Below are 23,688 nucleotides of genomic sequence, written 5' to 3'. Positions count from 1 at the left end.
CATGAACGAAACGCTTTATTGCAGTTTTTGCAAAAAACCAGAATCCAGAGATCCCAAAAAACGCCGCATTGTCTTTGCGAGCAATTTGAATAAAGACGTGTGCGTGTGCGAATATTGCATTGATGTGATGCATGGGGAATTGCATAAATACGACAGAACGGATTCTTTATTGGCGCTCAAAAGAGACCGATTAAGGAGAATGGAATCCAGCGCTTATGAAGAAGAGTTTTTGCTTTCTCGCATTCCAGCCCCTAAAGAGCTTAAGGCGGTTTTGGATAATTATGTGATAGGGCAAGAGCAGGCCAAAAAGGTTTTTTCGGTAGCCGTGTATAACCATTACAAACGCCTGTCTTTTAAAGAAAAGCTCAAAAAACAAGACAACCAAGACAGCAATATGGAGTTAGAACATTTAGAAGAAGTGGAGTTGAGCAAGTCTAATATTTTATTGATCGGCCCTACAGGATCGGGCAAAACTTTAATGGCGCAAACTCTCGCCAAGCATTTGGATATTCCTATCGCCATTAGCGATGCAACTAGCTTGACTGAAGCGGGCTATGTGGGCGAAGATGTGGAAAATATCCTTACAAGATTGTTGCAAGCGAGCGATTGGAATGTCCAAAAAGCCCAAAAAGGCATTGTGTTTATTGACGAGATTGATAAAATCAGCCGTTTGTCAGAAAACCGCTCCATCACTAGAGACGTTTCTGGAGAGGGCGTTCAGCAAGCGTTGTTGAAAATCGTTGAAGGCTCTTTAGTGAATATCCCCCCAAAAGGCGGCAGAAAGCACCCTGAGGGCAATTTCATTCAAATTGACACGAGCGATATTTTATTCATTTGCGCCGGAGCGTTTGACGGGTTAGCTGAAATCATTAAAAAACGCACCACGCAAAACGTGTTGGGTTTCACTCAAGAAAAGATGAGCAAAAAAGAACAAGAAGCGATCTTGCATTTAGTCCAAACCCATGACTTGATTACTTATGGGCTTATCCCTGAGCTTATTGGCCGTTTGCCGGTTTTAAGCACGCTAGATAGCATCAGTTTAGAAGCGATGGTGGATATTTTGCAAAAACCTAAAAACGCTCTCATCAAGCAATACCAGCAGCTTTTCAAAATGGATGAAGTGGATTTGATTTTTGAAGAAGAAGCCATTAAAGAAATCGCTCAACTCGCATTAGAAAGAAAAACCGGGGCTAGGGGCTTAAGGGCGATCATTGAAGATTTTTGTTTGGATATTATGTTTGATTTACCCAAGCTTAAGGGATCAGAAGTGCGTATCACCAAAGATTGTGTTTTAAAACAGGCTGAACCTTTAATCATCGCTAAAACGCATTCTAAAATTCTTCCTTAAGGAACACGCTTATAAATTTAACGATAAAGGATTAGAAAGGGCATGATTTTTAGCAAATTAATCGGTTTGTTTTCGCATGATATTGCCATAGATTTAGGCACGGCTAACACGATCGTGTTAGTCAAAGGGCAGGGCATTATTATCAATGAGCCTTCTATTGTGGCGGTGCGCATGGGATTGTTTGATTCTAAAGCTTATGATATTTTGGCAGTGGGGAGCGAGGCTAAGGAAATGCTAGGCAAAACCCCTAACAGCATCAGAGCGATTCGCCCCATGAAAGATGGCGTGATTGCCGATTATGACATTACCGCTAAAATGATCCGCTATTTTATTGAAAAAGCGCACAAACGAAAGACATGGATCCGCCCGCGCATCATGGTGTGCGTGCCTTATGGGTTGACAAGCGTGGAAAGGAATGCGGTTAAAGAGAGCGCTTTAAGCGCTGGGGCTAGAGAGGTCTTTTTGATTGAAGAGCCTATGGCAGCTGCGATTGGAGCAGGCTTGCCAGTCAAAGAGCCGCAAGGGAGTTTGATTGTGGATATTGGCGGAGGCACGACTGAAATTGGCGTGATCAGTCTTGGGGGGTTAGTCATTTCTAAAAGCATTAGAGTGGCCGGAGATAAATTGGATCAAAGCATCGTGGAATACATCCGCAAGAAATTCAATTTATTGATAGGGGAGCGCACCGGCGAAGAGATCAAAATTGAAATCGGTTGCGCGATCAAATTGGATCCGCCTCTTACCATGGAAGTGTCAGGGAGGGATCAAGTGAGCGGGCTGTTGCACACGATTGAATTGAGCTCTGATGATGTGTTTGAAGCCATTAAAGATCAAGTGAGGGAAATCTCTAGCGCTTTAAGGAGCGTGCTTGAAGAGGTGAAGCCGGATTTAGCGAAAGACATTGTGCAAAATGGCGTGGTGCTTACCGGCGGTGGGGCTTTGATTAAGGGCTTAGACAAGTATTTAAGCGATATGGTTAAACTCCCTGTATATGTGGGCGATGAGCCTTTATTGGCGGTAGCCAAAGGCACAGGGGAAGCCATACAAGATTTGGATTTACTCAGCCGTGTGGGTTTTAGTGAATAATGCATGCGCTTTTATTTTAAATTCCTTTGGCTTTTAGGGATTTTTCTTATTTTTTATTTTTTAGACATTAAAGGCAGTTCTTCTTATATCAGCGACCGGATTAAAAACGCCTTGATGAGCGCTAAAAACAGCTTAGCAGACAACATTCAAGCGTATTTTTTTCAAGCCCAAAACATTAAGGAATTTCAAAAAGAACGCTTGATTTTAGAAGCTTTAAAACTAGAAAACGCTGATTTGAAAGAGCGTTTGAATAGCGTTTATCCTTTAGAAAATCCAAAAATGATCTATACCCCTACTTTTATGACTTCATTCATCAGTTTAGAAGACACGCACAGCGTCTCTCTCCACCCTATTGTAAATTTAGAAGAAAATAAGATTTATGGCCTTGTTTCTCACAACCAAGCCATAGGCATTGCCGTGCTAGAAAAAGGGCGCTTGAATGGGTTTTTGAACGCTCACAAGCGGTGCGCTTATAGCGTGATGGTAGGCAAAAATCAAGTGCTAGGCTTCATAGGATCTAATTTTAGGCAAGAATTAGTCGTGGATTTTATTGTCCCAAGTGCTGAAATTAACATAGGCGATCAAGTGCTAACGAGCGGGTTGGATGGGATTTTTGGAGCGGGGGTGTTTGTGGGCGAAGTTTCAAGCATTGAAGATCATTACACTTATAAAAGCGCGGTGTTGAAAAACGCTTTTCTAAGCGAAGCCAAACTTTTAAGGCATGTGTTTTTGAGCGATGTGAAAAACTAGCGCTCTATTCAAGGCTATTCAAGCGCATTTTTAACCCCTTTCAATAAATTTAGGCTTTAAGGTCAGAAAAAAATCTTCTAGTTTCCCTTTTTTGATCCAATAATCCCTATCAAGATCCGCCACCTCATCTTTATCCCCATAAAATTTTAAAACCACTCTGATTTTGAAATTTGGATCGTTTTTAGAGCTAAAAACCTTATCTTTAAAAAGTTTTTTATACCAATCTGCTTTATGTTGGTATTCAGCAATTTTAGTCCCTTTAGGATCAATGAAACAAATGATTTGCGTGCCGCCTTTTTCTAGCCAAAAGATAAAATCAGGGAAAAAGCGCCTTTCTGCAACGTTGTTGAAATAAGGGATAAACAAATTGTCTAAATGCTCATCAATCTTGCTGAACGCCCAAAAATCATAGTTTTCTTGCAGCGTTTCTGTAATCTTTAACAACTCTTCTAAAAAATCGCTCTCGCTCTTCACTTTAACCACATGCTTAAGCCAATCGCAGTTTTTGGCTTTAATTAAAGGGGTGTAGTAATGCTCTTTGAGTTTTAACAGCTCGGCGTCATCAACTTTAAAGGTTTTGTCTTGTTTGTGCTTTTCTGTATCATAAGGATCGATCTCGCCTTGCGCGATTTTTTTTATTAGAGTTTCTTTATCCAAAGGCGCATACTCTTTCATTTCTTGAATGGTTTTAACCAATTCTTCTTGTTTATCCGCCTTAACTTTAATCCTTTTAAAATGCACGATTTTCTCACTATCTAGGGCGTTAAACTCGTCTTTAGGCACTTTTTGATTGGGGTATAGCTTGCCTTTAATTTCAGAAATCATGTAATCTAAATCTTTATAATGCCAAGTTGATACCTTTTTAAAATGCGCTGTTTGTATCATTTCTTTTAACAGCGCGTAATCTTTAGGGTCATAAATTTCATGCTTTAAAATGAAATGCTTTTCACTCATTAAATGAAAATACTCTTTTAAATCCTTAAAATTTTTTGCGCTCATTTTAAACGAAGCGCTTTCAGGAAGTTTAAGAATGCTTGTTTGTTCTTTTCGGTAGCAAGGCACGAATAAGGCGTGTTTTATGGGCGTTTTTTCTAATTTGATTTCACGCCAAGTTCCTCTATTCTCACCCTTATTTTCGCTCTCTTTTTGGAACTTTAAAATCGCTTCAAGGCTTGCATAATTAGTGGGTATCACAAAAAGCGTTTCTAGCATTGCAGCGTTTGGTTTCAAGGCTTTTTTAATGGCTCCATCTATTTCTAAATAGGCTAACCTTTGGCGTTGGTTTTTGACGCTTTCAATCCTTACGCCCCTGCCAAAAGATTGTTTCACCAGCTTTTTAGCGTCATCATCAAGCCCTATATTTAAAAATAAAATCACGCTAGGCCTTGTGCTATCCCACCCAGTTTCAAAAGTGCGAGACCCCACTAAGATATTGATACTGCTCTTATCGATCTGGCTGAAATAGCTCTCTTCTTTAAAGCTCAAATTCTTGCTCACCACCTTCACGCTCTTTAATTTCTCATGGATCCATTCTGTAATATCGCCAATTTTAATCAAGCAAAAGACTTTATCGCTTGTATTGAGCTTGAAAGCGATTTCTTGCTTGTTGTTAGGGTTAATGATGACTTCAATACGCCCATTGCTGGCATAAAAAATTTCTTCTTTTAAACCTTTAAAATCAATCTTGTTTAAACCCTCTTTAAAAACCTTAATCTTATAGTCTTGATCTTTGTCATCGCTAAAAAGAAATTCCGGATCCTCTAATTCCTCCAATAACTCGTCTTTAGCTTTCTCAAAATCGCTCTCGTTGTCGTTTTCAATCACGCGCGCTAAAGTTTTGAAAAACATTTCCGCATCGCTGTTTTCCACATTCACAGAATGCGTGAACACGAGCATTAAAGGGTCATGAAAATAGCCCTCTATTTTATAGCGTTTTTGCATGCCTAAAAGCAATAACCCCTTTAAAAGCGCGATTTCTTTTTCCCTATCGTTTAAATCTTTTAAATCCCTGAAAGCGCTTAAATTGTTTTTCTTCAATAAAACAGACTCTTTACCATAGCCAAGTTTCACCCACTCGCCCACGCTTAAATTATACACCGAAGTGATGAGATCGCTCTCTTCGGTGAAAGTGGCGCTGAAATTGAATAAAAACCCTTTTTGAGATAATAGGCTAAAAATAGCCTGTCTTTTGCTCTCAGTCTTGTTCCCCTTATGCGCTTCATCTAAAATCACATAATTTTCCCCATTATCCCAACAATCCTTATAATTTAAAAGGTTTTCCTTGCTTTCTTCATCGCTCATTAAATCCGCGCGGTAATAAAAAAGAGCGATTTTTTGAAAAAAATCTTTTGGAGAGTGGTAAAAATCCTTATTCTTAACGCTTTTAAGGTTTTTGAAATCAATTTGTTTGGAATAGTCCTTATTGCGGTTGTATTTTTCAATTTCTTTTTCAAATTGCTTGATTAAGTGCTCGTTCGCGCTAAAAAACATGATATTTTTCTTAGGGATCAAACCCATTCCCATAGCCACGCTTAAAAGCTCTACCAGTTTGATAATGACAATCGTTTTACCGCTCCCTGTGGCCATGTAAAAGGCTAAGCGGTTGATAAAGTTTTCAAACTTCACGCAACCATTTTCCACCTTAAAAGAGTTTTTTAACAAATGGTTGAGTTTCTTTTTAGCGAAATCGCAATTGGCGAATGAATAATGTTTTTGATAAAAAGCGTAAAATTCTTTTTTATTTTCTTTGAAATCTCTAAAATAAGCGACAAGCATTCTAAAAGCGTTGATCAAAGCTTGCTGTTGGTAATCTAAAAGCTCCTTATTATTATCAAAGCTTTTAAAGCCTAACATTTCTAACAGATCGTTAATCTCGTTAGCGTTCAATTCCTCTTCAGCGAGTTTTTGAGCGACAAAAATTTCATTATTCCTTGCTTCTTGTTTTTTCTTTGCCATTATTTTTCCTTACCAAATGAGCGCTTCTTTTAAGGCTTTTAAGATCTCTACTTCTTTATCATTCCCTTTAAATTTCACCACCTTTTCATTGAAAAACTCCACTCCAACGCCGTGTAAATTTTCCAAAGTCTCTTTAATATCCACGCCCATTTTTTCTAGCGCTTCTATATTGAGCGTGTAAGACTCGTTTTTGCATTCCACTAGATCGCTGTATTGTTCATCATACGCTAAGGGTTTGTCATTGTTTTGATACTTGATTTTTCTTAAAATTTCTTCATAGCTTTCCAATTCATACACTTTGATCGCTCCCCCTCCATTAAATTCTTTAACCGCACCGCTTTTAAAACCGCCTACAACCTTTTTAAGGCGAGGCAAGATCACGCTCTCAAAATGATCCCCCATTTCAATACCGATATACTTCCTCTTCATTTTGTGCGCCACCGCGCAAGTCGTCCCGCTCCCGGCAAAAAAGTCTAACACGAGATCGTTTTCTTGGGTGGAGATTTCTAAAATGCGTTTGAGTAGGGCTTCGGGTTTGGGGGTGTCAAAAAGTTTAGTTCCATTAAAAAGGGCTAAAATTTCTTTAGTTGCTTCTGTTGTAGTGCCATACTCTGTAAAAATTGTGCGTGTTTTAATGACTTTTTTCGCATTTTTGATTTCATCATAATAAATTACTTCATAAGGGATTAAACGCCCTTTAGAATTTTCTTGCCAAAAAATATGTTCGTTATCCAAATTTTCAGGTTTTTTCCGCCAACACCCCTCTTCACCATTAGGGGCTATCGGATAAAAATCATTACCGCTTGGATCTTTGATTGCATAGTATAAGGTCGGTCTATCTGTTCGCAGAGAATGATTGCCCCATTTTTCTAATTTTAAAATCTTTGCTTGTTTGCCATTGATAGTTTTATTGAAATCTTGTATATCATGATCTATCTCTGTATCAATGATAGAGAATTTTTCTTTTTGATAGCACAAGATATACTCATGTTCTTTTGCAAAATTTTCGCTATCTTGACTACCGCCTTTTTTCTTTTGCCATATCAAGTTAGCTACAAAGTTATCACCCCCCCCCCATTAAAGACTTCGTCCATGAGCGCTTTTAAATAAGCCTGTTCGTTGTCATCAATGCTCACAAACATCACGCCCTTATCATTCAAAAGCTTGCGCGCAAGCTCTAAGCGGTTTTCCATCATAGAGAGCCAGCTGGAGCGCTTGAAATTATCCGCATAAATAAATTCATTGTTTTGCGTGTTGTAAGGCGGATCAATGTAAATGCAATCAATGGCTTCTTTATAGCGGTTTTTAAGGGAGTTTAGGGCTTGGTAGTTTTCGCTTTTAATGAGCGTGCCGTTGATTTCATCTTCGCTGAATAAGTTTTTAATCTCTTCTTCTAAATCTTTAAAATAGAGGGTGTCTAGGGGCAAGAACTCATTTTCTAAAAGATTGTCTGTGGTTTTTAAATTCAAGTCTTGCCATTCTTGGACTTGTTTGGGGTAGTTTTTGTGGTTTGTGATTTTACTCAAATCGTAGTTTTTAGCTTTTAATTTGTCTAGGCTCACGATGAAATGCGAGTTCAATACAAAGCGGGGTTTGTTCCAAATCTTACAGAGTTCGTTTTCAAATTCGCTCACTAATGAAACCACTTCTAAAGCCACTTCCTTAATGGTGTTGATTCCATTAAGGCGTTTAGCATCAAATGCAGTCATTTCTTTAAAAAGGTATTCAAACAAATACAAATCCAACTGCTCTTTTAAAAACCCTAGCGCGTTTTTATGGATGAAATAATCCATACTGCCTTGCTTTTTGAATTTTCCAAACGCTTTTTTTAAAATTTCTTCATCAAGTTTGACGCCTTGATTGAAACAATCTTTTAGGATTTCACTTATTTTTGTTTGAGTCCCCTTGCTGCTGAGAGTAACGCTAAAATTTAGGGTGTTAGTTTTTGTGTCTATATCTTTTAGATTAAAAACCAGATCCACTTTTTCATTATATTTTTTGCTCTCTAGTAAAGAAGTGTCAAAATTAAAAAGAATGTTTTCTAATTCAAAGCAAAAATCCTTATAGTTCGTTTCGCTTTTCACATAATAAAGATCTTTAGTTTTATAAAATAAGGCGGTGTCTTTTTTAAGGGAGCATTTTTCATAATCGCTTTTAGTATAAAGGCTGTCATAAAGGGGCGTGTCGTTGAAATAAATCCCTCCATTAGCGCTCAAATAACGCTTGAAAAAGCTATAGAGTTTGTCAAACAATTCTTCTTTGAGATCGTTGTTATTTTGGCATTTTAAATCAATGAGTTTTTCTAATTCTTGTTTTTTGCTTTGATAATACTTGCTCTTAGCCTTCAATAGATTGAGCATGCCATTTTTCAGCGCTCTAGGGGTAGGATCTAAAAGGCTTTCTTGTTTGTCTTCAATCTTAACGCCTATAAAAAGGTTTTCTAAAACTTCATAAAATTGCGCTTCGTTCGTTTTCATCATCACGCTCCTTAAAAAACTAGTATTATAACAAAGCCCGCTCATTAAGCGCTACAATACCCCCATGCAAAAAAAGATTTTTTTACTAGAAGACGATTACCTTTTAAGCGAGAGCGTTAAGGAGTTTTTGGAGCATTTAGGCTATGAAGTGTTTTGCGCTTTTAGCGGGAAAGAGGCTTATGAAAGGCTTTCAGTGGAGCGTTTTAACCTCTTGCTTTTAGACGTGCAAGTGCCTGAAATGAATAGCTTGGAATTGTTTAAGCGCATCAAAAACGATTTTTTGATCTCTACGCCTGTGATTTTTATCACCGCCTTACAGGATAACGCTACCTTAAAAAACGCTTTTAATTTGGGAGCGAGCGATTATTTGAAAAAGCCTTTTGATTTGGACGAATTGGAAGCGCGCATTAAAAGGTTTTTCAATGATGATCCCATAGAAATTATGCCTAACATTTTTTATCACCAACACTCTTTGGATATTAAAGGGAAAAAGGAAATCCTAGCGCCCAAAACCGCCCAACTTTTAGAATACTTTTTAGAACATAAAGGGCAAATCATTAGCTCTCAAGTGCTAGAAAATAACTTATGGGAGCAGGCTATTGATGATTCCACCTTACGCACTTACATTAAAGTGTTGCGCAAGCTCTTGGGGAAAGATTGTATAGAAACGCATAAGGGGGTGGGCTATCGCTTTAACCCACTATGAAAAAAAATCCCTCAAACTCTTTTTAGGGACTTATTTAGGCTCTTCGTTTGTGTTGATGCTAGTGATTAGCGTTTTAGCGTTTAACTATGAAAAAAACGAAAAAATCAAAATGATACGCATGGACATGGACAAAATGGCTTCTAAGATCGCTAGTGAAGTGGTTGCCTTGCACATGCAAACGCATGGGGATTATCACAACGCTTTAAACGCTCTCATTTCACGCTATAAAGACGCTTCCATAGCCCTTTTTGATAGCAAAAAGCGTGTTTTATATTCTAATATCCCTGAAAGCACGGATTTGATTAAAACCCATAAAGAGACGGGCTTTTTTAGTTTTAAGGGGGAGTATTACCTATTCAGCGATGAAACTTTCGCTCATTTAGGCGTGGCTAAAATGCTTTTTAAAAATTCTAAACCCCTTCATTTTTCTTCTTTGTATCGTAACATTGTTTTAGTGTTTGTCGTAGCGTTTTTATGCGTGATAGGGGTTTCTGTGTTTTTAGGGCGTTTGTTTTTAAAGCCCATTAGGAATGAAATCACCCGCATTGATCATTTTTTAAAAAACACCACGCATGAATTAAACACCCCCATGAGCGCTTTAGTCTTGTCTTTAAAAACCTTAGAAGACAACCAACAACACCGCCGCATTAAAATCGCTATCCAGCGCATGAGTTTTTTATACCGCTCGCTCTCGTATTTAGTGATGCAAGATATTGAGCACGAATCCTTTGTGCTTTTAGATTTAAAAGCCCTAATTATTAAAGAAAACACGCTTTTTAGCGAGATGATAGACTACCACAAGCTGGAATTTAAAAGCGATTTAGTGGGAGTGGAATTGAAGGCTAAAGAACAGGATTTTATTTCGCTTTATAGCAATTTGCTCATGAACGCGATCAAATACAGCGTCATGCATGGGTATATCCACATAGAGCTAACGCCTGCGTTTTTGAAAGTGAAAAATTTAGGGTATGAAATCCCTAAAGACAAGATCACCGAATTAAGCGTTCGTTACGCGCGTTTCAATTCTAGCGTGTTGGGTTATGGTATAGGGTTAGATTTAGTGAAAAAAGTGTGCGAAAAGTATAAAATGCGTTTAGAAATTTATAGCGAACCCTCTTTAAAAGGATCGTTTTACGAAAATTCGTTTTGCGTTCAATTTCAAGGATAAAGATGCTTTCAGTGTATGAAAAAGTGAATGCCCTAGACAAAAGGGCGATTGAAGAATTGTTTTTAAGCGAAGACGTTTTAATGGAAAACGCCGCTATGGCTTTAGAAAGAGCGGTTTTACAAAACGCTTCTTTAGGCGCTAAAGTCATTATCCTTTGTGGGAGTGGGGATAATGGGGGCGATGGCTATGCGTTAGCTAGGCGTTTAGTGGGGCGTTTTAAAACGCTAGTTTTTGAAATGAAATTAGCCAAAAGCCCCATGTGCCAATTGCAAAAAGAAAGGGCTAAAAAAGCAGGGGTGGTCATCAAAACATGGGGAGAAAAGAATGAAGATTTAGAATGCGATGTGTTAGTAGATTGCGTGGTAGGGAGCGCTTTTAAGGGCGAATTAGAGCCGTTTTTAGACTTTGAAAGCCTTTCTCAAAAAGCGCGCTTTAAAATCGCTTGCGACATTCCTAGCGGGATCGATTCTAAAGGCAGGGTGGATAAGAGGGCGTTTAAAGCGGATTTGACTATCAGCATGGGCGCTATCAAATCATGCTTATTGAGCGATAGGGCTAAAGATTATGTAGGGGAATTGAAGGTGGGGCATTTGGGGGTTTTTAATCAAATCTATGAGATCCCAACAGACACTTTTTTACTAGAAAAAAGCGATTTGAAACTGCCCTTAAGGGATAAAAAAAACGCTCATAAAGGCGATTACGGGCATGCGCATGTTCTTTTAGGCAAGCATAGTGGGGCGGGATTATTGAGCGCTCTAAGCGCGTTAAGTTTTGGATCTGGGGTGGTGAGCGTTCAAGCGTTAGAATGCGAGATAACTTCTAATAACAAGCCTTTAGAATTGGTTTTTTGTGAAAATTTCCCTAAAAAGCTCAGTGCGTTCGCTCTTGGCATGGGGTTAGAAAATATTCCAAAGGATTTTAACAAGTGGCTTGAATTAGCCCCATGCGTTTTAGATGCGGGCGTTTTTTATCATAAAGAGGTCTTACAAGCCTTAGAAAAAGAAGTGATCTTAACCCCTCACCCTAAAGAGTTTTTATCGTTGTTAAAATTAGTGGGGATCAATATAAGCATGCTAGAATTACTAGACAATAAACTAGAAATCGCAAGGGATTTTTCTCAAAAATACCCCAAGGTGGTTTTACTTTTAAAGGGGGCTAATACCCTAATCGCTCATCAAGGGCGAACTTTTATCAACACTTTAGGGAGCGTGGCTTTGGCTAAAGCTGGGAGTGGCGATGTGTTAGCGGGGCTTATTTTAAGCTTGCTTTCTCAAAATTACACGCCTTTAGACGCCGCTATTAACGCAAGTTTAGCGCACGCTCTAGCGAGTTTAGAATTTAAGAACAATTACGCTTTAACGCCCCTAGATTTGATAGAAAAGATCAAACGATTATAAAAGGATAAAAATGGATCATTTAAAGCATTTGCAGCAATTGCAAAACATTGAAAGGATCGTGCTTTCAGGCATTGTGTTGGCCAATCATAAGATTGAAGAGGTCCATAGCGTTTTAGAGCCTAGCGATTTTTACTACCCGCCTAACGGCTTGTTTTTTGAAATCGCTTTAAAACTGCATGAAGAAGATTGCCCCATTGATGAGAATTTTATCCGCCAAAAAATGCCTAAAGACAAGCAAATCAAAGAAGAAGATCTAGTCGCTATTTTTGCAGCAAGCCCTATAGATAATATTGAAGCCTATGTGGAAGAGATTAAAAACGCTTCCATTAAACGAAAACTTTTTGGCTTGGCTAACACCATTAGAGAGCAAGCCCTAGAAAGCGCGCAAAAATCCAGCGATATTTTAGGCGCTGTGGAGCGAGAAGTCTATGCGTTATTGAATGGCAGCACCATAGAGGGCTTTAGGAGCATTAAAGAAGTGCTTGAAAGCGCAATGGATCTCATTACAGAAAACCAAAGAAAAGGGAGTTTGGAAGTTACTGGCATACCGACTGGCTTTGTCCAGTTGGATAATTATACGAGCGGTTTTAATAAGGGGAGTTTAGTCATTATAGGGGCAAGGCCGTCTATGGGTAAAACCAGTTTGATGATGAACATGGTCTTAGCTGCGCTCAATGACGATAGGGGGGTAGCGGTTTTTAGTTTAGAAATGTCCGCAGAGCAACTCGCTTTAAGGGCGTTATCGGATCTCACTTCTATTAATATGCATGATTTAGAAAGCGGGAGGCTTGATGATGATCAATGGGAAAATTTAGCCAAATGCTACGATCACCTTTCTTGCAAAAAACTTTTTTTCTACGATAAAAGTTATGTGAGGATAGAGCAAATCCGCTTGCAACTGCGAAAGCTTAAATCCCAACACAAGGAATTGGGTATCGCTTTTATTGACTATTTGCAGCTCATGTCAGGGAGCAAAGCCACTAAAGAACGCCATGAGCAAATCGCTGAAATTTCAAGGGAGCTTAAAACTTTAGCCAGAGAATTAGAAATCCCTATCATAGCGCTAGTGCAACTCAACCGCAGCCTAGAAAACCGAGACGATAAACGGCCCATTCTTTCGGATATTAAAGACAGCGGAGGGATTGAACAGGACGCTGATATTGTTTTATTTTTGTATAGAGGCTATATCTATCAAATGAGGGCTGAAGACAACAAAATAGACAAACTCAAAAAAGAAGGCAAAGTTGAAGAGGCGCAAGAGTTGCACCTAAAAGTTCATGAAGAAAGGCGTATCCACAAGCAAAATGGCAGTATTGAAGAGGCTGAAATCATCGTGGCTAAAAACAGGAATGGGGCTACAGGAACGGTTTATACGCGCTTTAACGCTCCTTTCACGCGCTATGAAGACATGCCCATAGATTCTCATTTAGAAGAGGGGCAAGAAACTAAAGTGGATTATGATATAGTTACAACTTGAAAGATAAAACTTTTCAGGGGGCGTTTGAACTTCTTGCAACCCCCAAAGAATACTTATGGTGTGGGGTTGTTTTAAGCCTTTTGTTGGCGATCAACCTTTATTTAGAATACTTGAATTACCAAAAGCTTGATTTTTCAAAACCTACAAGCTTGAGCGCTCAAATCTTGTTGCAATACCCTAAAACTAAAGATCAAAAAACCTATTTTGTTTTAAAGCTCCAATCAAAGGGCATGATCTTTTACACCACCATTAAAGAGCCTTTAAAAAACCTCCAATACCGCCATGCGCAATTTTTTGGCAAAATCAAACCCTGTTCGTTCTTAGAGTCTCTAAAATCATGCTTTTTTCAAACTTATTCTTTTTCTTTAACACGAAAACACAATTTCAAATCGCATTGGCGCCATTCCATTGACAGCGCTCATTCCAACGCTTTAGCGGGCAATTTGTATCGCGCGTTATTTATAGGGGATAGCTTGAATAAAGACTTAAGAGACAGGGCTAACGCGCTAGGGATCAACCACTTACTAGCCATTAGCGGGTTCCATTTAGGGATTTTGAGCGCGAGCGTGTATTTTCTTTTCTCTCTTTTTTATACCCCCTTACAAAAACGCTATTTCCCTTATAGGAACGCTTTTTATGATATAGGGGTTTTGGTGTGGGTTTTTTTGCTAGGGTATTTGTTGCTATTGGATTTTTTACCCTCTTTTTTCAGGGCGTTTTTAATGGGCTTATTAGGGTTTTTGGCATGCTTTTTTGGGGTAAGGATTTTGAGTTTTAAACTTTTGGTTTTAGTGTGCTGTATCGCCATAGCGTTACTCCCTAAATTGCTTTTTAGCGTGGGGTTTTTGCTTTCTGTGTGTGGGGTGTGGTATATCTTTTTATTTTTAAAACACACTCAAATTTTTTTTAAAACCTCTTCTTTTTTGGCGCGATCTTTTCAAGTCATAAGCTTAAGCGCGCTGGTGTTTTTGAACATGCTCATTATCGCGCATGCCTTTTTCCCTATGTTTTCGCCCTACCAGCTCTTTAGCATTCCTTTAGGCTTGATTTTTATCGTGTTTTTCCCTTTGAGTTTGTTCTTGCATGCGGTGGGTTTGGGGTCTTTATTGGATCATATTCTAAGCATGCCTTTAACAATCCCCACGATTTCAATCCCTTCACCCTTATGGCTTTTAGGGGTGCATTTATGTTTAACGATTTTAAGCGCGCGTTTTTTTAAAGTTTATTTAAGCATGAATGTTTTGAGCGTGGGCTTTTTCTTGTATTGTTGCTATCAATATATTATAATGCCTAGCTTAATTGTAGGTTAGAAAAGTCATTTTTAGGGATCAAATAATTGCTTAAAAAAATCACGCACAAAATCAAAGCTTTAAGCGAATTGGTCGCTTTGGAGCATACGATATTTTCTAGCATGTTTTTACTCATGGCTATGGTCATAAGCTCCTATCAAAAAAATCAAACGCTCTTTTTTGGGTTAGAAACCTTAATCCTTTGTTTTTTAGCCTTATTAGGGGCAAGAAACTTCGCTATGGGGTTTAACCGCTTGGTGGATAGAGATATTGACAAGGATAACCCAAGGACAAAGAACCGCCCGAGCGTGGATGGCAGAATCAGCGTTAAAGGCATGGTCATTTTTAGCGCTTTAAACGCTCTTTTATTCGTGGGGGTGAGCTATTTCATTAACCCTTTAGCGTTCAAGCTTTCGTTACCTTTTTTAATCATTTTAGGGGGGTATTCGTATTTCAAGCGCTTTTCTTCTTTGGCGCATTTTGTCGTGGGTTTGGCTTTGGGTTTAGCCCCCATTGCAGGAAGCGTGGCGGTTTTAGGAGCGATCCCTTTATGGAATGTCTTTTTGGCTTTAGGGGTGATGCTGTGGGTGGCTGGGTTTGATTTGCTCTATTCTTTACAAGACATGGAGTTTGATAAACAAAGGGGCTTGTTTTCCATTCCTAGTAAATTAGGGGAAAAATGGTGCTTGAATCTCTCAAGGCTCTCACACCTTGTAGCACTAATATGCTGGCTTTTTTTTGTGGAATGCTATCATGGGGGGCTTTTTGCGTATTTAGGTTTAGGGGTTTCAGCCTTGATCTTGCTCTATGAACAAATCTTAGTGGCTAGGGATTATAAAAACATTCCTAAAGCTTTTTTTGTGAGTAATGGCTATTTGGGGGTGGTGTTTTTTATTTTTATCGTCCTTGATGTGGGGTTCAAACATGCATGAGTTGGTTTTAAAAACCCAAACTTTAGGGTTTGAAACCCGTTTAGTCCAATGCGATCTATCGCTTTCTTATGAAAGATTCATTTCTAAAAGCAAACGCTCTTTAGCGATCTTAGAAGAATTTGATTTACTAAATTCTGGCTTTGATTTTTCACGCTTGAAAGCGGAAAACGACACTTTGGAATTGCTCAAAGCAATGTATCTTAAATTAGAAAAATTAGAAAGCTTGCTTTTAAAGGAAAAATTGCTTGAATTGGAGCAAGATAACCGCATCATAGCGTTAGGGCATGGATTAATTTGCCTAAAAAAACAAAGCTTGATAACGCCTCAAACTTACTACGGGCGTTGCGTGTTAGAGGGGAAAATCCTAGCCTTTTTTGGCGTGGCTAGGGATAAGAGCGTTTTAGAAATCACGCGCATGCACGCCCTAGACATTAAGCGTTATGATTCTTTCATTGTCCATAGCGAAAGAAAAGGGTTAAAATTATGAACGGGAGCAATCATGTTAACTTCTAATGATTTGTTTATGGTCGTTTTAGGGGCGATTTTATTGGTGTTGGTATGCTTGGTGGGGTATTTGTATTTTAAAGAAAAAGAGTTTTACCATAAAATGAGGCGTTTAGAAAAAACCTTAGACGAATCCTATCAAGAAAATTACATTTATTCTAAACGCTTGAAAGAATTAGAAGGGCGTTTAGAGGGCCTTTCTTTAGAAAAAAGCGCTAAAGAGGATAGCTCATTAAAAACGACCCTTTCACACCTTTATAACCAGTTGCAAGAAATCCAAAAATCCATGGACAAAGAGCGCGATTATTTAGAAGAAAAAATCATTACTTTAGAAAACAAATTCAAAGACATGGGGCATTATGCCGCTAGCGATGAGATCAATGAAAAACAGGTTTTGAAAATGTATCAAGAAGGTTATAGCGTGGATTCTATTTCCAAAGAATTTAAAGTGAGTAAGGGCGAAGTGGAATTTATACTGAACATGGCAGGGTTAAAATGGTAGCTTTAAGCAACGCTCTTTCAAGGGTTTTTGGCTCTGTGGCTGGTTATGAATTCCCTTCTTTTATCCAAAAAAGCATTAACGCTCTTTACATTAAGATTTTTAAAATTGATTTGAGCGAGTTTGAGCCTTTAGAAAATTATAAGAGTTTGAACGCTCTTTTCACGCGCTCTTTAAAAAAAGAACGCCCCTTTGACAAAGCCCCTAATATTTGCATTGCGCCTTGCGATGCTTTGATCACGGAATGCGCTTTTTTAAACAACGATAGCGCTTTACAGATTAAAGGCATGCCCTATAAAGCGCATGAATTAGTGGGCGAAATCAACCCCTTAAGCCCTTCTTTTTTCTATGTGAATTTTTACCTTTCGCCCAAAGATTACCACCACTACCACGCCCCTTGCGATTTAGAAATTTTAGAGGCTCGTTACTTTGCGGGGAAATTACTACCAGTCAATAAACCATCGCTTTACAAAAACAACAATCTGTTTGTGGGCAATGAAAGGGTCACACTTGTTGCAAAAGACATTCAAGGCAATCGATTGTATTTTGTAGCGGTAGGAGCGTTAAATGTGGGTAAAATGCGTTTTAATTTTGATAAGAATATCCAAACTAACGCTAAAGCCCGTTTCACGCAAACCTATTCTTACAACCCGCCGATTAAGGTTAAAAAGGGGGATAATTTAGGGAATTTTGAAATGGGCTCTACTATCGTTTTATTCATTCAAAACACCGCTTTTAAGGATTTGAGAGAAAAAAGCGTGAAGTTTGGGGAAAGTATAGGGGAATTTCATGCCAACTGATAACGATTTAAAAACTTCTATTGTGGAATTATTGAACGATTTAGACGCGCTTTTAGTGGCTCATTTTTATCAAAAAGATGAGATTGTAGAGTTAGCCCACCATACAGGGGACAGCTTGGAATTAGCCAAAATCGCAAGCCAAAGCGATAAAAACCTCATCGTGTTTTGCGGGGTGCATTTCATGGGCGAGAGCGTGAAAGCCCTAGCCTTTGACAAGCAAGTGATCATGCCCAAACTCTCATGCTGCTCTATGGCGAGGATGATAGACAGCCATTACTACGATAGAAGCGTTCATTTATTGAAAGAATGCGGCGTTAAAGAATTTTACCCTATCACTTATATCAATTCTAACGCTGAAGTGAAAGCCAAAGTCGCTAAAGATGGTGGCGTGGTTTGCACGAGCCGCAACGCTTCTAAAATCTTTAATCACGCTTTAAAACAAAATAAAAAAATCTTTTTTTTACCGGATAAATGCTTGGGGGAAAATCTAGCCCTAGAAAATGGCTTAAAAAGCACGATTTTGGGCGCAAATAGCAAAGAAGAAATTAAAAACGCTGATGTGGTTTGTTATAACGGCTTTTGTTCGGTGCATCAGCTTTTCAAATTAGAAGACATTGAATTTTACCGCCAAAAATACCCGGATATTTTAATCGCTGTCCATCCAGAGTGCGAGCCTAGCGTGGTTTCTAACGCTGATTTTAGCGGATCAACGAGTCAAATCATAGAATTTGTAGAAAAGTTAAGCCCTAATCAAAAAGTCGCCATAGGCACTGAAAGCCATTTAGTCAACCGCTTGAAAGCCAAGCGCCACCATCAAAACACTTTCATTCTTTCTAGCACGCTTGCGCTTTGTCCTACCATGAATGAAACGACTTTAAAAGATTTGTTTGAAGTCTTAAAGGCTTATAAAAACCATAGGGCTTACAATACGATTGAATTAAAAGATGAGGTGGCGCGCTTGGCCAAACTCGCTTTAACTAAAATGATGGAGTTGTCCTAATGGAGATAAAAACCTTTTTAGAACGCGCTTTAAAAGAAGATTTAGGGCATGGGGATTTGTTTGAAAGGGTGTTAGAAAAAGATTTTAAAGCCACAGCGTTTGTTAGGGCTAAACAAGAGGGCGTGTTTTCAGGCGAAAAATACGCTTTAGAGTTGCTTCAAATGACCGGCATTGAATGCGTCAAAACGATTAAGGATAAAGAACGCTTCAAGCCTAAAGACATTTTAATGGAGATTAGGGGGGATTTTAGCATGCTTTTAAAGGTTGAGCGCACCCTTTTAAACCTTTTGCAACACAGCAGCGGAATCGCCACTTTAACGAGCCGTTTTGTAGAAGCTTTAAATTCCCACAAAGTGCGTTTGTTGGACACGAGAAAAACGAGACCCCTTTTAAGGATTTTTGAAAAATATTCCGTGCTTAATGGGGGAGCGAGCAACCACCGCTTAGGGCTAGATGACGCTTTAATGCTTAAAGACACGCATTTAAAGCATGTGAAAGATCTCAAAAGCTTTTTAACGCATGCCAGAAAAAACTTGCCTTTCACGGCTAAAATTGAAATTGAATGCGAGAGCTTTGAGGAGGCTAAAAACGCCATGAATGCGGGAGCGGATATTGTGATGTGCGATAATTTGAGCGTTTTAGAGACTAAAGAAATTGCCGCTTATAGAGATGCGCATTATCCCTTTGTTTTACTAGAAGCGAGCGGGAACATCTCGCTAGAGAGCATCAACGCTTACGCCAAAAGCGGCGTGGATGCCATTAGCGTAGGGGCTTTAATCCATCAAGCCACTTTTATTGACATGCACATGAAAATGGCTTAAAAACTTTAAAAAGGGGTTATTGGCATGCTAAAAGAATATTTAGAAGGCATTAAAGATCTGACGCTTGAAAGTAACGAACTCACGCACCGCGCCTTTTTAGAAAACTTGCTTGATAAGTTAAAAAACCATTTCAATAAAGAATTTAAGATTGAACATGAACCTAAAAGAGATCAAGGAAGCCAGCCTGATTTTCGCATTTCTTTTCAAGGGCTAAACATCGGCTATATAGAAAATAAAAGGGTAGGGACTGATCTTAGAAAGATTGTAGAAAGCGAAAAAAGCGATCAAATCCTTAAATATTTAGAATTAAACCCTAACCTCATGCTCACCGATTACCTTAATTTCGTGTGGGTAGGGAAAGATGAAGAGAATAAGCCTTTAATTAAAAGAGAAATTTCTGTCGCTAGCCTTGATGAACTCTCTAAACCCCTAAAACCCAACCCGCAAACCGAGCGCGATCTGATTGGATTTTTTAAAGGCTTTTTCAATTACGAAGCAGCCCCTATCACTAACGCTAAAGATTTCGCAACGCATTTAAGCGCGCCCACCAAGTATCTAAAAGACGCTTTGATCACATACCAACAAGAGGATCAAGTTTCTAGCATTTTTAAGAATTTTAAAGAATATCTTTATGAAGAATTGAGTTTTGAAGACTTTAGCGATGCGTTCGCTCAAACGCTCACCTACAGCCTTTTTCTAGCCAAGCTCAACCACCCTTTTGAAAAAATTAATTTGGATAATGTGAGGAGTTCCATCCCTAAAAATTTCGCTGTGATCAGAGAAATGGCGGATTTTTTAAAGAAACTTGATGCAATCAAAGAAATCCAATGGCTTTTAAATGAAATTCTAAGCTTGATCAATCATGTTGATATGGATTCTATCCTTAAAGATTTGAATGACGATAAAGACCCTTATTTGCACTTTTATGAAACCTTTTTAAGCACTTATGACCCTAAATTACGAGAGAAAAAGGGCGTGTATTACACCCCAGATTCTGTGGTGAAATTCATCATTAACGCTTTAGATAGTTTGCTTAAAACGCATTTCAAAGACGCTCCCTTAGGCTTAAAAAGCGCTTTGGATAACGAAAACATCAAGCTTTTAGATTTTGCCACCGGCACAGGCACTTTTTTATTGGAGGCGTTCAGGAAAGCGCTAGAAGTGAGAAAAACAAGCGATGGAGGCATCTCCACTAAAGAGGACAAATACCAAAACCTCTTGAAGCAATTCTATGGGTTTGAATATTTGATCGCTCCTTATGCGATCGCTCATTTGAATCTCAGCCAAGCCTTTAAGCAGGAGTTTAAAAAGCCTCTCAAAGAAAACGATGCGCTTCAAATCATTTTAACCAACACCCTCATACAGCCTAGTGAGATCGCCGCTGATCGTGGGCTGCAACCGATTTTTGAAAAAGAGCTTAAAAGCGCTCAAGAAATTAAAAAAGATGAAAAGATTCTTATCATCACCGGTAACCCCCCTTATAGCGGGGCGAGCGAGAATAAGGGCTTGTTTGAATGGGAAGTGAGAGCCACTTACGGCATAGAGCCTGAATTTCAAACCATAGAAATTGAAAAAAATGTTAAGCTCACCGATAAAATCCAAACGCTTTTAAAGAACATTCAAAAACAAAAAGAAAGCGGCAGCAAAAACGCCCTAAAGGAACTTAAAAGCCTCCATTCTAAATACAAACTGCAAAAGGAGAAAAACCCTAAATGGCTCTTAGACGATTACGTGAAATTCATGCGTTTCGCTCAAAACAAGATTAAATCTTTAGGGCATGGCCTTTTTGGCTTTATTTCTAACAACGCCTTTTTAGACAACCCTACTTTTAGGGGGTTAAGGCGCTCTCTTTTAGAATGCTACGATGAGCTTTATATCTTAAATTTGCATGGAAATGCGAGGAAAAAGGAGGAAACCCCACAAGGTGCAAAAGATGAAAATGTTTTCAATATCAAACAAGGCGTGTCCATCAACCTCTTTGTCAAAAAGGCGCAAACAACCAAGCAAAAAATCCACTATTATGATGTGTATGGCCAAAGGGCTGAAAAATACGCCTTTTTAGCCCAAAATGATTTGAATAGCATTGAGTGGCTTGAGCTTGCCCCAAGAGAGCCTTTTTACTTGCTGTTGCCTTTAAAAACGCCCTTGTTAGAGGAATACGAGCAAGGCTTTAGCGTTCAGGATATGTTTCAAGTTGGAAGCACCGGTATTTGCTCTAAAAGAGATCATGTCGTTTTCCATAAGGACAAAGAAAGCTTATTAAAGCTTTTAAAGGATTTTTCAACCTTAGAACCTAGTGAGTTACGCAGAAAATATAATATTAAAAAAGATGGTAGGGATTGGCGTTTAGAATATGCTATTAAAGATGTTAAGGCAAACGCTAACAATTTAGAAGAATACATTGTGTCGTGCCAATACCGCCCCTTTGATTTTTACTACACTTATTATACCGGTAAATCAAAGTCTTTTATCGCTTATCCACGAGGCGAAGTCTTCAAGCACATGTTACCCCCCCCCCCCCCCCAACAAACCCTAAAACACCCAATCAAACATGCAAAAATGTCGCGCTAAACACCCCACGACAGCTAAAAAACAACGATAAAAGTTGGACGCAATGCTTTATAAGCTCTCATATTAACGATCAAGGGTTAAGCTCTGGGGGCAATGGAGCTGGGGTTAATTACCCCCTCTATCAATTCAAACACCCCAACTACACCGAAAATTTTACGCCAGAGTTTAGAAGTTTTATAGACAAGCATTATAACCACTCTTTTGAGCCGCTAGAGGTTTTAGGCTATATTTATGCGTTATTGTATTCCCCAAACTACCGCAAGCGTTATGAAGAGTTTCTCAAAGCCGATTACCCTAAAATCCTTTTCACAAACAATAAAGATTTGTTTAGGGCTTTAAGCCTTTTAGGGATTGAATTGATCGGCTTGCATGTCTTAAATAAAGAAAGCTTGAATCACAGCTTTGAAAAATTAAAAGACGCTACCATAGGCGAATCCTGCTATAAAGAAGCGCATGATCGTAATCCCATTATCAAAAAACCTATTCATAACGAGCCAGAACAACGGCTTTATATCAACCATAGCGCTTATTTTAGGGGGGTGAGTAAAGAAATTCATGATTACATGATAGGGGGGTATGGCGTTTTAGACAAGTATTTAAAAAGCCACAAAAACGAGTCTTGCAAATTTGATCATGTAAGTAATATCATTAAAGTCATCGCACGCACGATTGAAATCCAAAAGACGCTTGGATTTTTGACGAGCGATTTGCCTCATTTAAAAGGGAATGACAGCCAAGCGTTAATGCAAGAAATCTTGCAAAATCCACCCCCCCCCCCCCACTTTAATACCAATATCGCCCTTATCCTATCGCGCCAAGCCAAAGCCATCGGAGATTTTGACTTTAATGCCGCATTCATCAGCAAAGAAGCAAGCGATAACAACATCTACCGCAGAGGCGGGGGTTCAGTCTTCCCTTTATTCTGTATTGCCTAATCTCGCTTTAGTTTGCGATAGAGGCTCTAAAGTAAGCCCTATTTCTAATGTTTTTGTAACGAACATGCTTTGCGATTTGCATGTGAATGGATCGGGGAGTTATGCGTTTTTGTTGTATCGTTTAACATAGGTGGGGATAGGTAGCTTCTATCATTTGATGAGAACAAATCTAGAGATCAAACATTAAGATAGCCTTAAAATGCTTGTGTTAAAATAATTAGAGTAGCAGATATAAAAGGTTAGTTAATCATGGATTTTTTAAAAGAAAACTTAAATACTATCATAGAGGGGGATTGTTTAGAAAAATTAAAAGATTTTCCTAATAAAAGCGTTGATTTTATTTTTGCTGACCCCCCATATTTTATGCAAACAGAGGGGGAATTGAAGCGTTTTGAAGGCACAAAATTTCAAGGCGTTGAGGATCATTGGGATAAGTTTGACTCTTTTGAAGAATACGATGCCTTTTGTTTGGGTTGGTTAAAATGCTCCCAGCCCCATCGCTTTCTATGCTCCCGCCCTCTAAAATATAGGGCATCGTTTTTAAAGGGTGTTTTAAAAACCCTAAATTTTTGAGCTTGAAATTCACTTGATTGTCTAAATTGGATGGGTATTTTAGCCCCCAGCCGTTAAAACCAAAATCCAAGCACTCTAAAACGCCCTGATTTTCAATGCTGATCGCTCCAAAATCCCTAGCCCATGTGTCGTTAGTGTCAATCCTTGCGATCTCTACACCAGATAAGTTTTTAAGCATCTCATAGCCGATAGTATCGCTAGTATGGACGCACACTAGCACTTTAGCGTGTTTGGCTATGGTTTGAATGATGTTTAAAAAACTTTCCCTAGCTTCTTTGATGCAATACGCCCAGTCGCCAAACTCATGGGGGAACGCCATTAGAATCGCTTGGATTTTTTCAAACTCCGCTAACATTCTTTTCATTCAAAATATCCTTTTAAATAACTATAACACAATCTC

At 38.7% G+C, this 23,688-nt stretch carries 20 protein-coding genes and 2 pseudogenes; 18 read left to right on the top strand and 4 right to left on the bottom strand.

Annotated elements, in window-relative coordinates:
* The first annotated feature begins 1 nt into the window (after nucleotide 1).
* From clpX to mreC, 3 genes are read left to right on the top strand one after another with little or no spacing between them, the layout of a single operon-like run.
* Nucleotides 2-1,348: an ATP-dependent protease ATP-binding subunit ClpX gene (gene clpX, locus QT74_RS03625; RefSeq protein ID WP_033764702.1), complete on the top strand. Its 1,347-nt coding sequence runs from the start codon at nucleotides 2-4 to the stop codon at nucleotides 1,346-1,348.
* Nucleotides 1,349-1,390: 42 nt separating this feature from the next.
* Nucleotides 1,391-2,434, top strand: a complete 1,044-nt coding sequence (locus QT74_RS03620) for a rod shape-determining protein (protein ID WP_000577744.1) — start codon at nucleotides 1,391-1,393, stop codon at nucleotides 2,432-2,434.
* Between the two features lie 3 nt (nucleotides 2,435-2,437).
* A complete protein-coding gene (mreC, locus tag QT74_RS03615; protein WP_033764700.1) occupies nucleotides 2,438-3,184 on the top strand; it encodes a rod shape-determining protein MreC in 747 nt (248 codons plus the stop codon).
* 30 nt (nucleotides 3,185-3,214) lie between these two features.
* Here mreC and QT74_RS03610 read toward each other — a convergent pair whose 3' ends face one another.
* Genes QT74_RS03610 through QT74_RS08790 form a run of 3 tightly spaced genes read right to left on the bottom strand, consistent with a single transcriptional unit; the run spans nucleotide 3,215 to nucleotide 8,616 of the window.
* Nucleotides 3,215-6,139: a DEAD/DEAH box helicase family protein gene (locus QT74_RS03610; RefSeq protein ID WP_033764698.1), complete on the bottom strand. Its 2,925-nt coding sequence runs from the start codon at nucleotides 6,137-6,139 to the stop codon at nucleotides 3,215-3,217.
* 9 nt (nucleotides 6,140-6,148) lie between these two features.
* Nucleotides 6,149-7,186: a DNA methyltransferase gene (locus QT74_RS08795; RefSeq protein WP_154189618.1), complete on the bottom strand. Its 1,038-nt coding sequence runs from the start codon at nucleotides 7,184-7,186 to the stop codon at nucleotides 6,149-6,151.
* Between the two features lie 5 nt (nucleotides 7,187-7,191).
* Nucleotides 7,192-8,616, bottom strand: coding sequence for a DNA methyltransferase (locus QT74_RS08790; RefSeq protein ID WP_154189620.1), 1,425 nt, complete (start codon nucleotides 8,614-8,616; stop codon nucleotides 7,192-7,194).
* 64 nt (nucleotides 8,617-8,680) lie between these two features.
* Between QT74_RS08790 and crdR the strand changes: the two genes are divergently transcribed.
* The 15 genes and pseudogenes from crdR to QT74_RS08680 form a co-directional block, all read left to right on the top strand.
* Entirely contained in the window at nucleotides 8,681-9,322 is a 642-nt protein-coding gene (gene crdR / locus QT74_RS03600; RefSeq protein WP_033764696.1) for a copper response regulator transcription factor CrdR, read from the top strand.
* Nucleotides 9,288-10,490 carry a copper-sensing histidine kinase CrdS gene (gene crdS, locus QT74_RS03595; RefSeq protein WP_080247162.1) on the top strand — a complete coding sequence of 401 codons (1,203 nt, stop codon included), beginning with the start codon at nucleotides 9,288-9,290 and terminating at the stop codon, nucleotides 10,488-10,490. Before crdR ends, crdS begins: the two co-directional genes overlap by 35 nt.
* A 2-nt stretch (nucleotides 10,491-10,492) precedes the next feature.
* The gene (locus QT74_RS03590) at nucleotides 10,493-11,887 is read left to right on the top strand and encodes a bifunctional ADP-dependent NAD(P)H-hydrate dehydratase/NAD(P)H-hydrate epimerase (RefSeq protein WP_033764695.1); all 1,395 of its coding nucleotides are present in this window, start codon (nucleotides 10,493-10,495) and stop codon (nucleotides 11,885-11,887) included.
* A gap of 10 nt (nucleotides 11,888-11,897) precedes the next feature.
* Nucleotides 11,898-13,364, top strand: coding sequence for a replicative DNA helicase (locus tag QT74_RS03585; RefSeq protein WP_033764693.1), 1,467 nt, complete (start codon nucleotides 11,898-11,900; stop codon nucleotides 13,362-13,364).
* Nucleotides 13,361-14,674, top strand: a complete 1,314-nt coding sequence (locus tag QT74_RS03580; RefSeq protein ID WP_033764691.1) for a ComEC/Rec2 family competence protein — start codon at nucleotides 13,361-13,363, stop codon at nucleotides 14,672-14,674. The genes QT74_RS03585 and QT74_RS03580 overlap by 4 nt, the downstream gene beginning before the upstream one ends.
* A gap of 26 nt (nucleotides 14,675-14,700) precedes the next feature.
* A complete protein-coding gene (gene mqnP, locus QT74_RS03575; RefSeq protein WP_033764689.1) occupies nucleotides 14,701-15,585 on the top strand; it encodes a menaquinone biosynthesis prenyltransferase MqnP in 885 nt (294 codons plus the stop codon).
* Nucleotides 15,578-16,072 (top strand): hypothetical protein, encoded by a 495-nt coding sequence (locus QT74_RS03570; protein WP_050579213.1) that lies wholly within the window; start codon nucleotides 15,578-15,580, stop codon nucleotides 16,070-16,072. Before mqnP ends, QT74_RS03570 begins: the two co-directional genes overlap by 8 nt.
* Nucleotides 16,073-16,084: 12 nt before the next feature.
* Nucleotides 16,085-16,591, top strand: coding sequence for a DUF6115 domain-containing protein (locus QT74_RS03565; RefSeq protein ID WP_033764687.1), 507 nt, complete (start codon nucleotides 16,085-16,087; stop codon nucleotides 16,589-16,591).
* On the top strand, nucleotides 16,585-17,388 hold the full coding sequence (locus QT74_RS03560; protein WP_033764685.1) for a phosphatidylserine decarboxylase: 804 nt from the start codon (nucleotides 16,585-16,587) through the stop codon (nucleotides 17,386-17,388). Before QT74_RS03565 ends, QT74_RS03560 begins: the two co-directional genes overlap by 7 nt.
* Entirely contained in the window at nucleotides 17,378-18,388 is a 1,011-nt protein-coding gene (gene nadA, locus QT74_RS03555; RefSeq protein WP_033764682.1) for a quinolinate synthase NadA, read from the top strand. The genes QT74_RS03560 and nadA overlap by 11 nt, the downstream gene beginning before the upstream one ends.
* Nucleotides 18,388-19,209, top strand: a complete 822-nt coding sequence (nadC, locus tag QT74_RS03550; protein ID WP_033764680.1) for a carboxylating nicotinate-nucleotide diphosphorylase — start codon at nucleotides 18,388-18,390, stop codon at nucleotides 19,207-19,209. The genes nadA and nadC overlap by 1 nt, the downstream gene beginning before the upstream one ends.
* 24 nt (nucleotides 19,210-19,233) lie before the next feature.
* Nucleotides 19,234-21,780 carry a type ISP restriction/modification enzyme gene (locus QT74_RS03545; protein ID WP_050579212.1) on the top strand — a complete coding sequence of 849 codons (2,547 nt, stop codon included), beginning with the start codon at nucleotides 19,234-19,236 and terminating at the stop codon, nucleotides 21,778-21,780.
* The gene (locus QT74_RS08685; protein ID WP_229261581.1) at nucleotides 21,666-22,715 is read left to right on the top strand and encodes a type ISP restriction/modification enzyme; all 1,050 of its coding nucleotides are present in this window, start codon (nucleotides 21,666-21,668) and stop codon (nucleotides 22,713-22,715) included. The genes QT74_RS03545 and QT74_RS08685 overlap by 115 nt, the downstream gene beginning before the upstream one ends.
* Entirely contained in the window at nucleotides 22,708-22,845 is a 138-nt protein-coding gene (locus QT74_RS08510; RefSeq protein WP_195742337.1) for a DNA methyltransferase, read from the top strand. The genes QT74_RS08685 and QT74_RS08510 overlap by 8 nt, the downstream gene beginning before the upstream one ends.
* A gap of 119 nt (nucleotides 22,846-22,964) precedes the next feature.
* Nucleotides 22,965-23,198, top strand: a pseudogene (locus tag QT74_RS08680) (DNA methyltransferase); the annotation flags it as partial.
* Here the strand turns inward: QT74_RS08680 and QT74_RS03535 are convergent.
* Nucleotides 23,188-23,652 (bottom strand): annotated as a pseudogene (locus tag QT74_RS03535) (agmatine deiminase family protein); the annotation flags it as partial. The pseudogenes QT74_RS08680 and QT74_RS03535 overlap by 11 nt on opposite strands.
* Nucleotides 23,653-23,688: the final 36 nt, after the last annotated feature.

This window comes from Helicobacter pylori SA213A (assembly GCF_000476275.1).
Classification (GTDB): Bacteria; Campylobacterota; Campylobacteria; order Campylobacterales; family Helicobacteraceae; genus Helicobacter; species Helicobacter pylori_CL.
The sequence above is the reverse complement of the archived record's forward strand: the minus strand, read 5'-3'. Positions and strand labels throughout refer to the sequence as shown.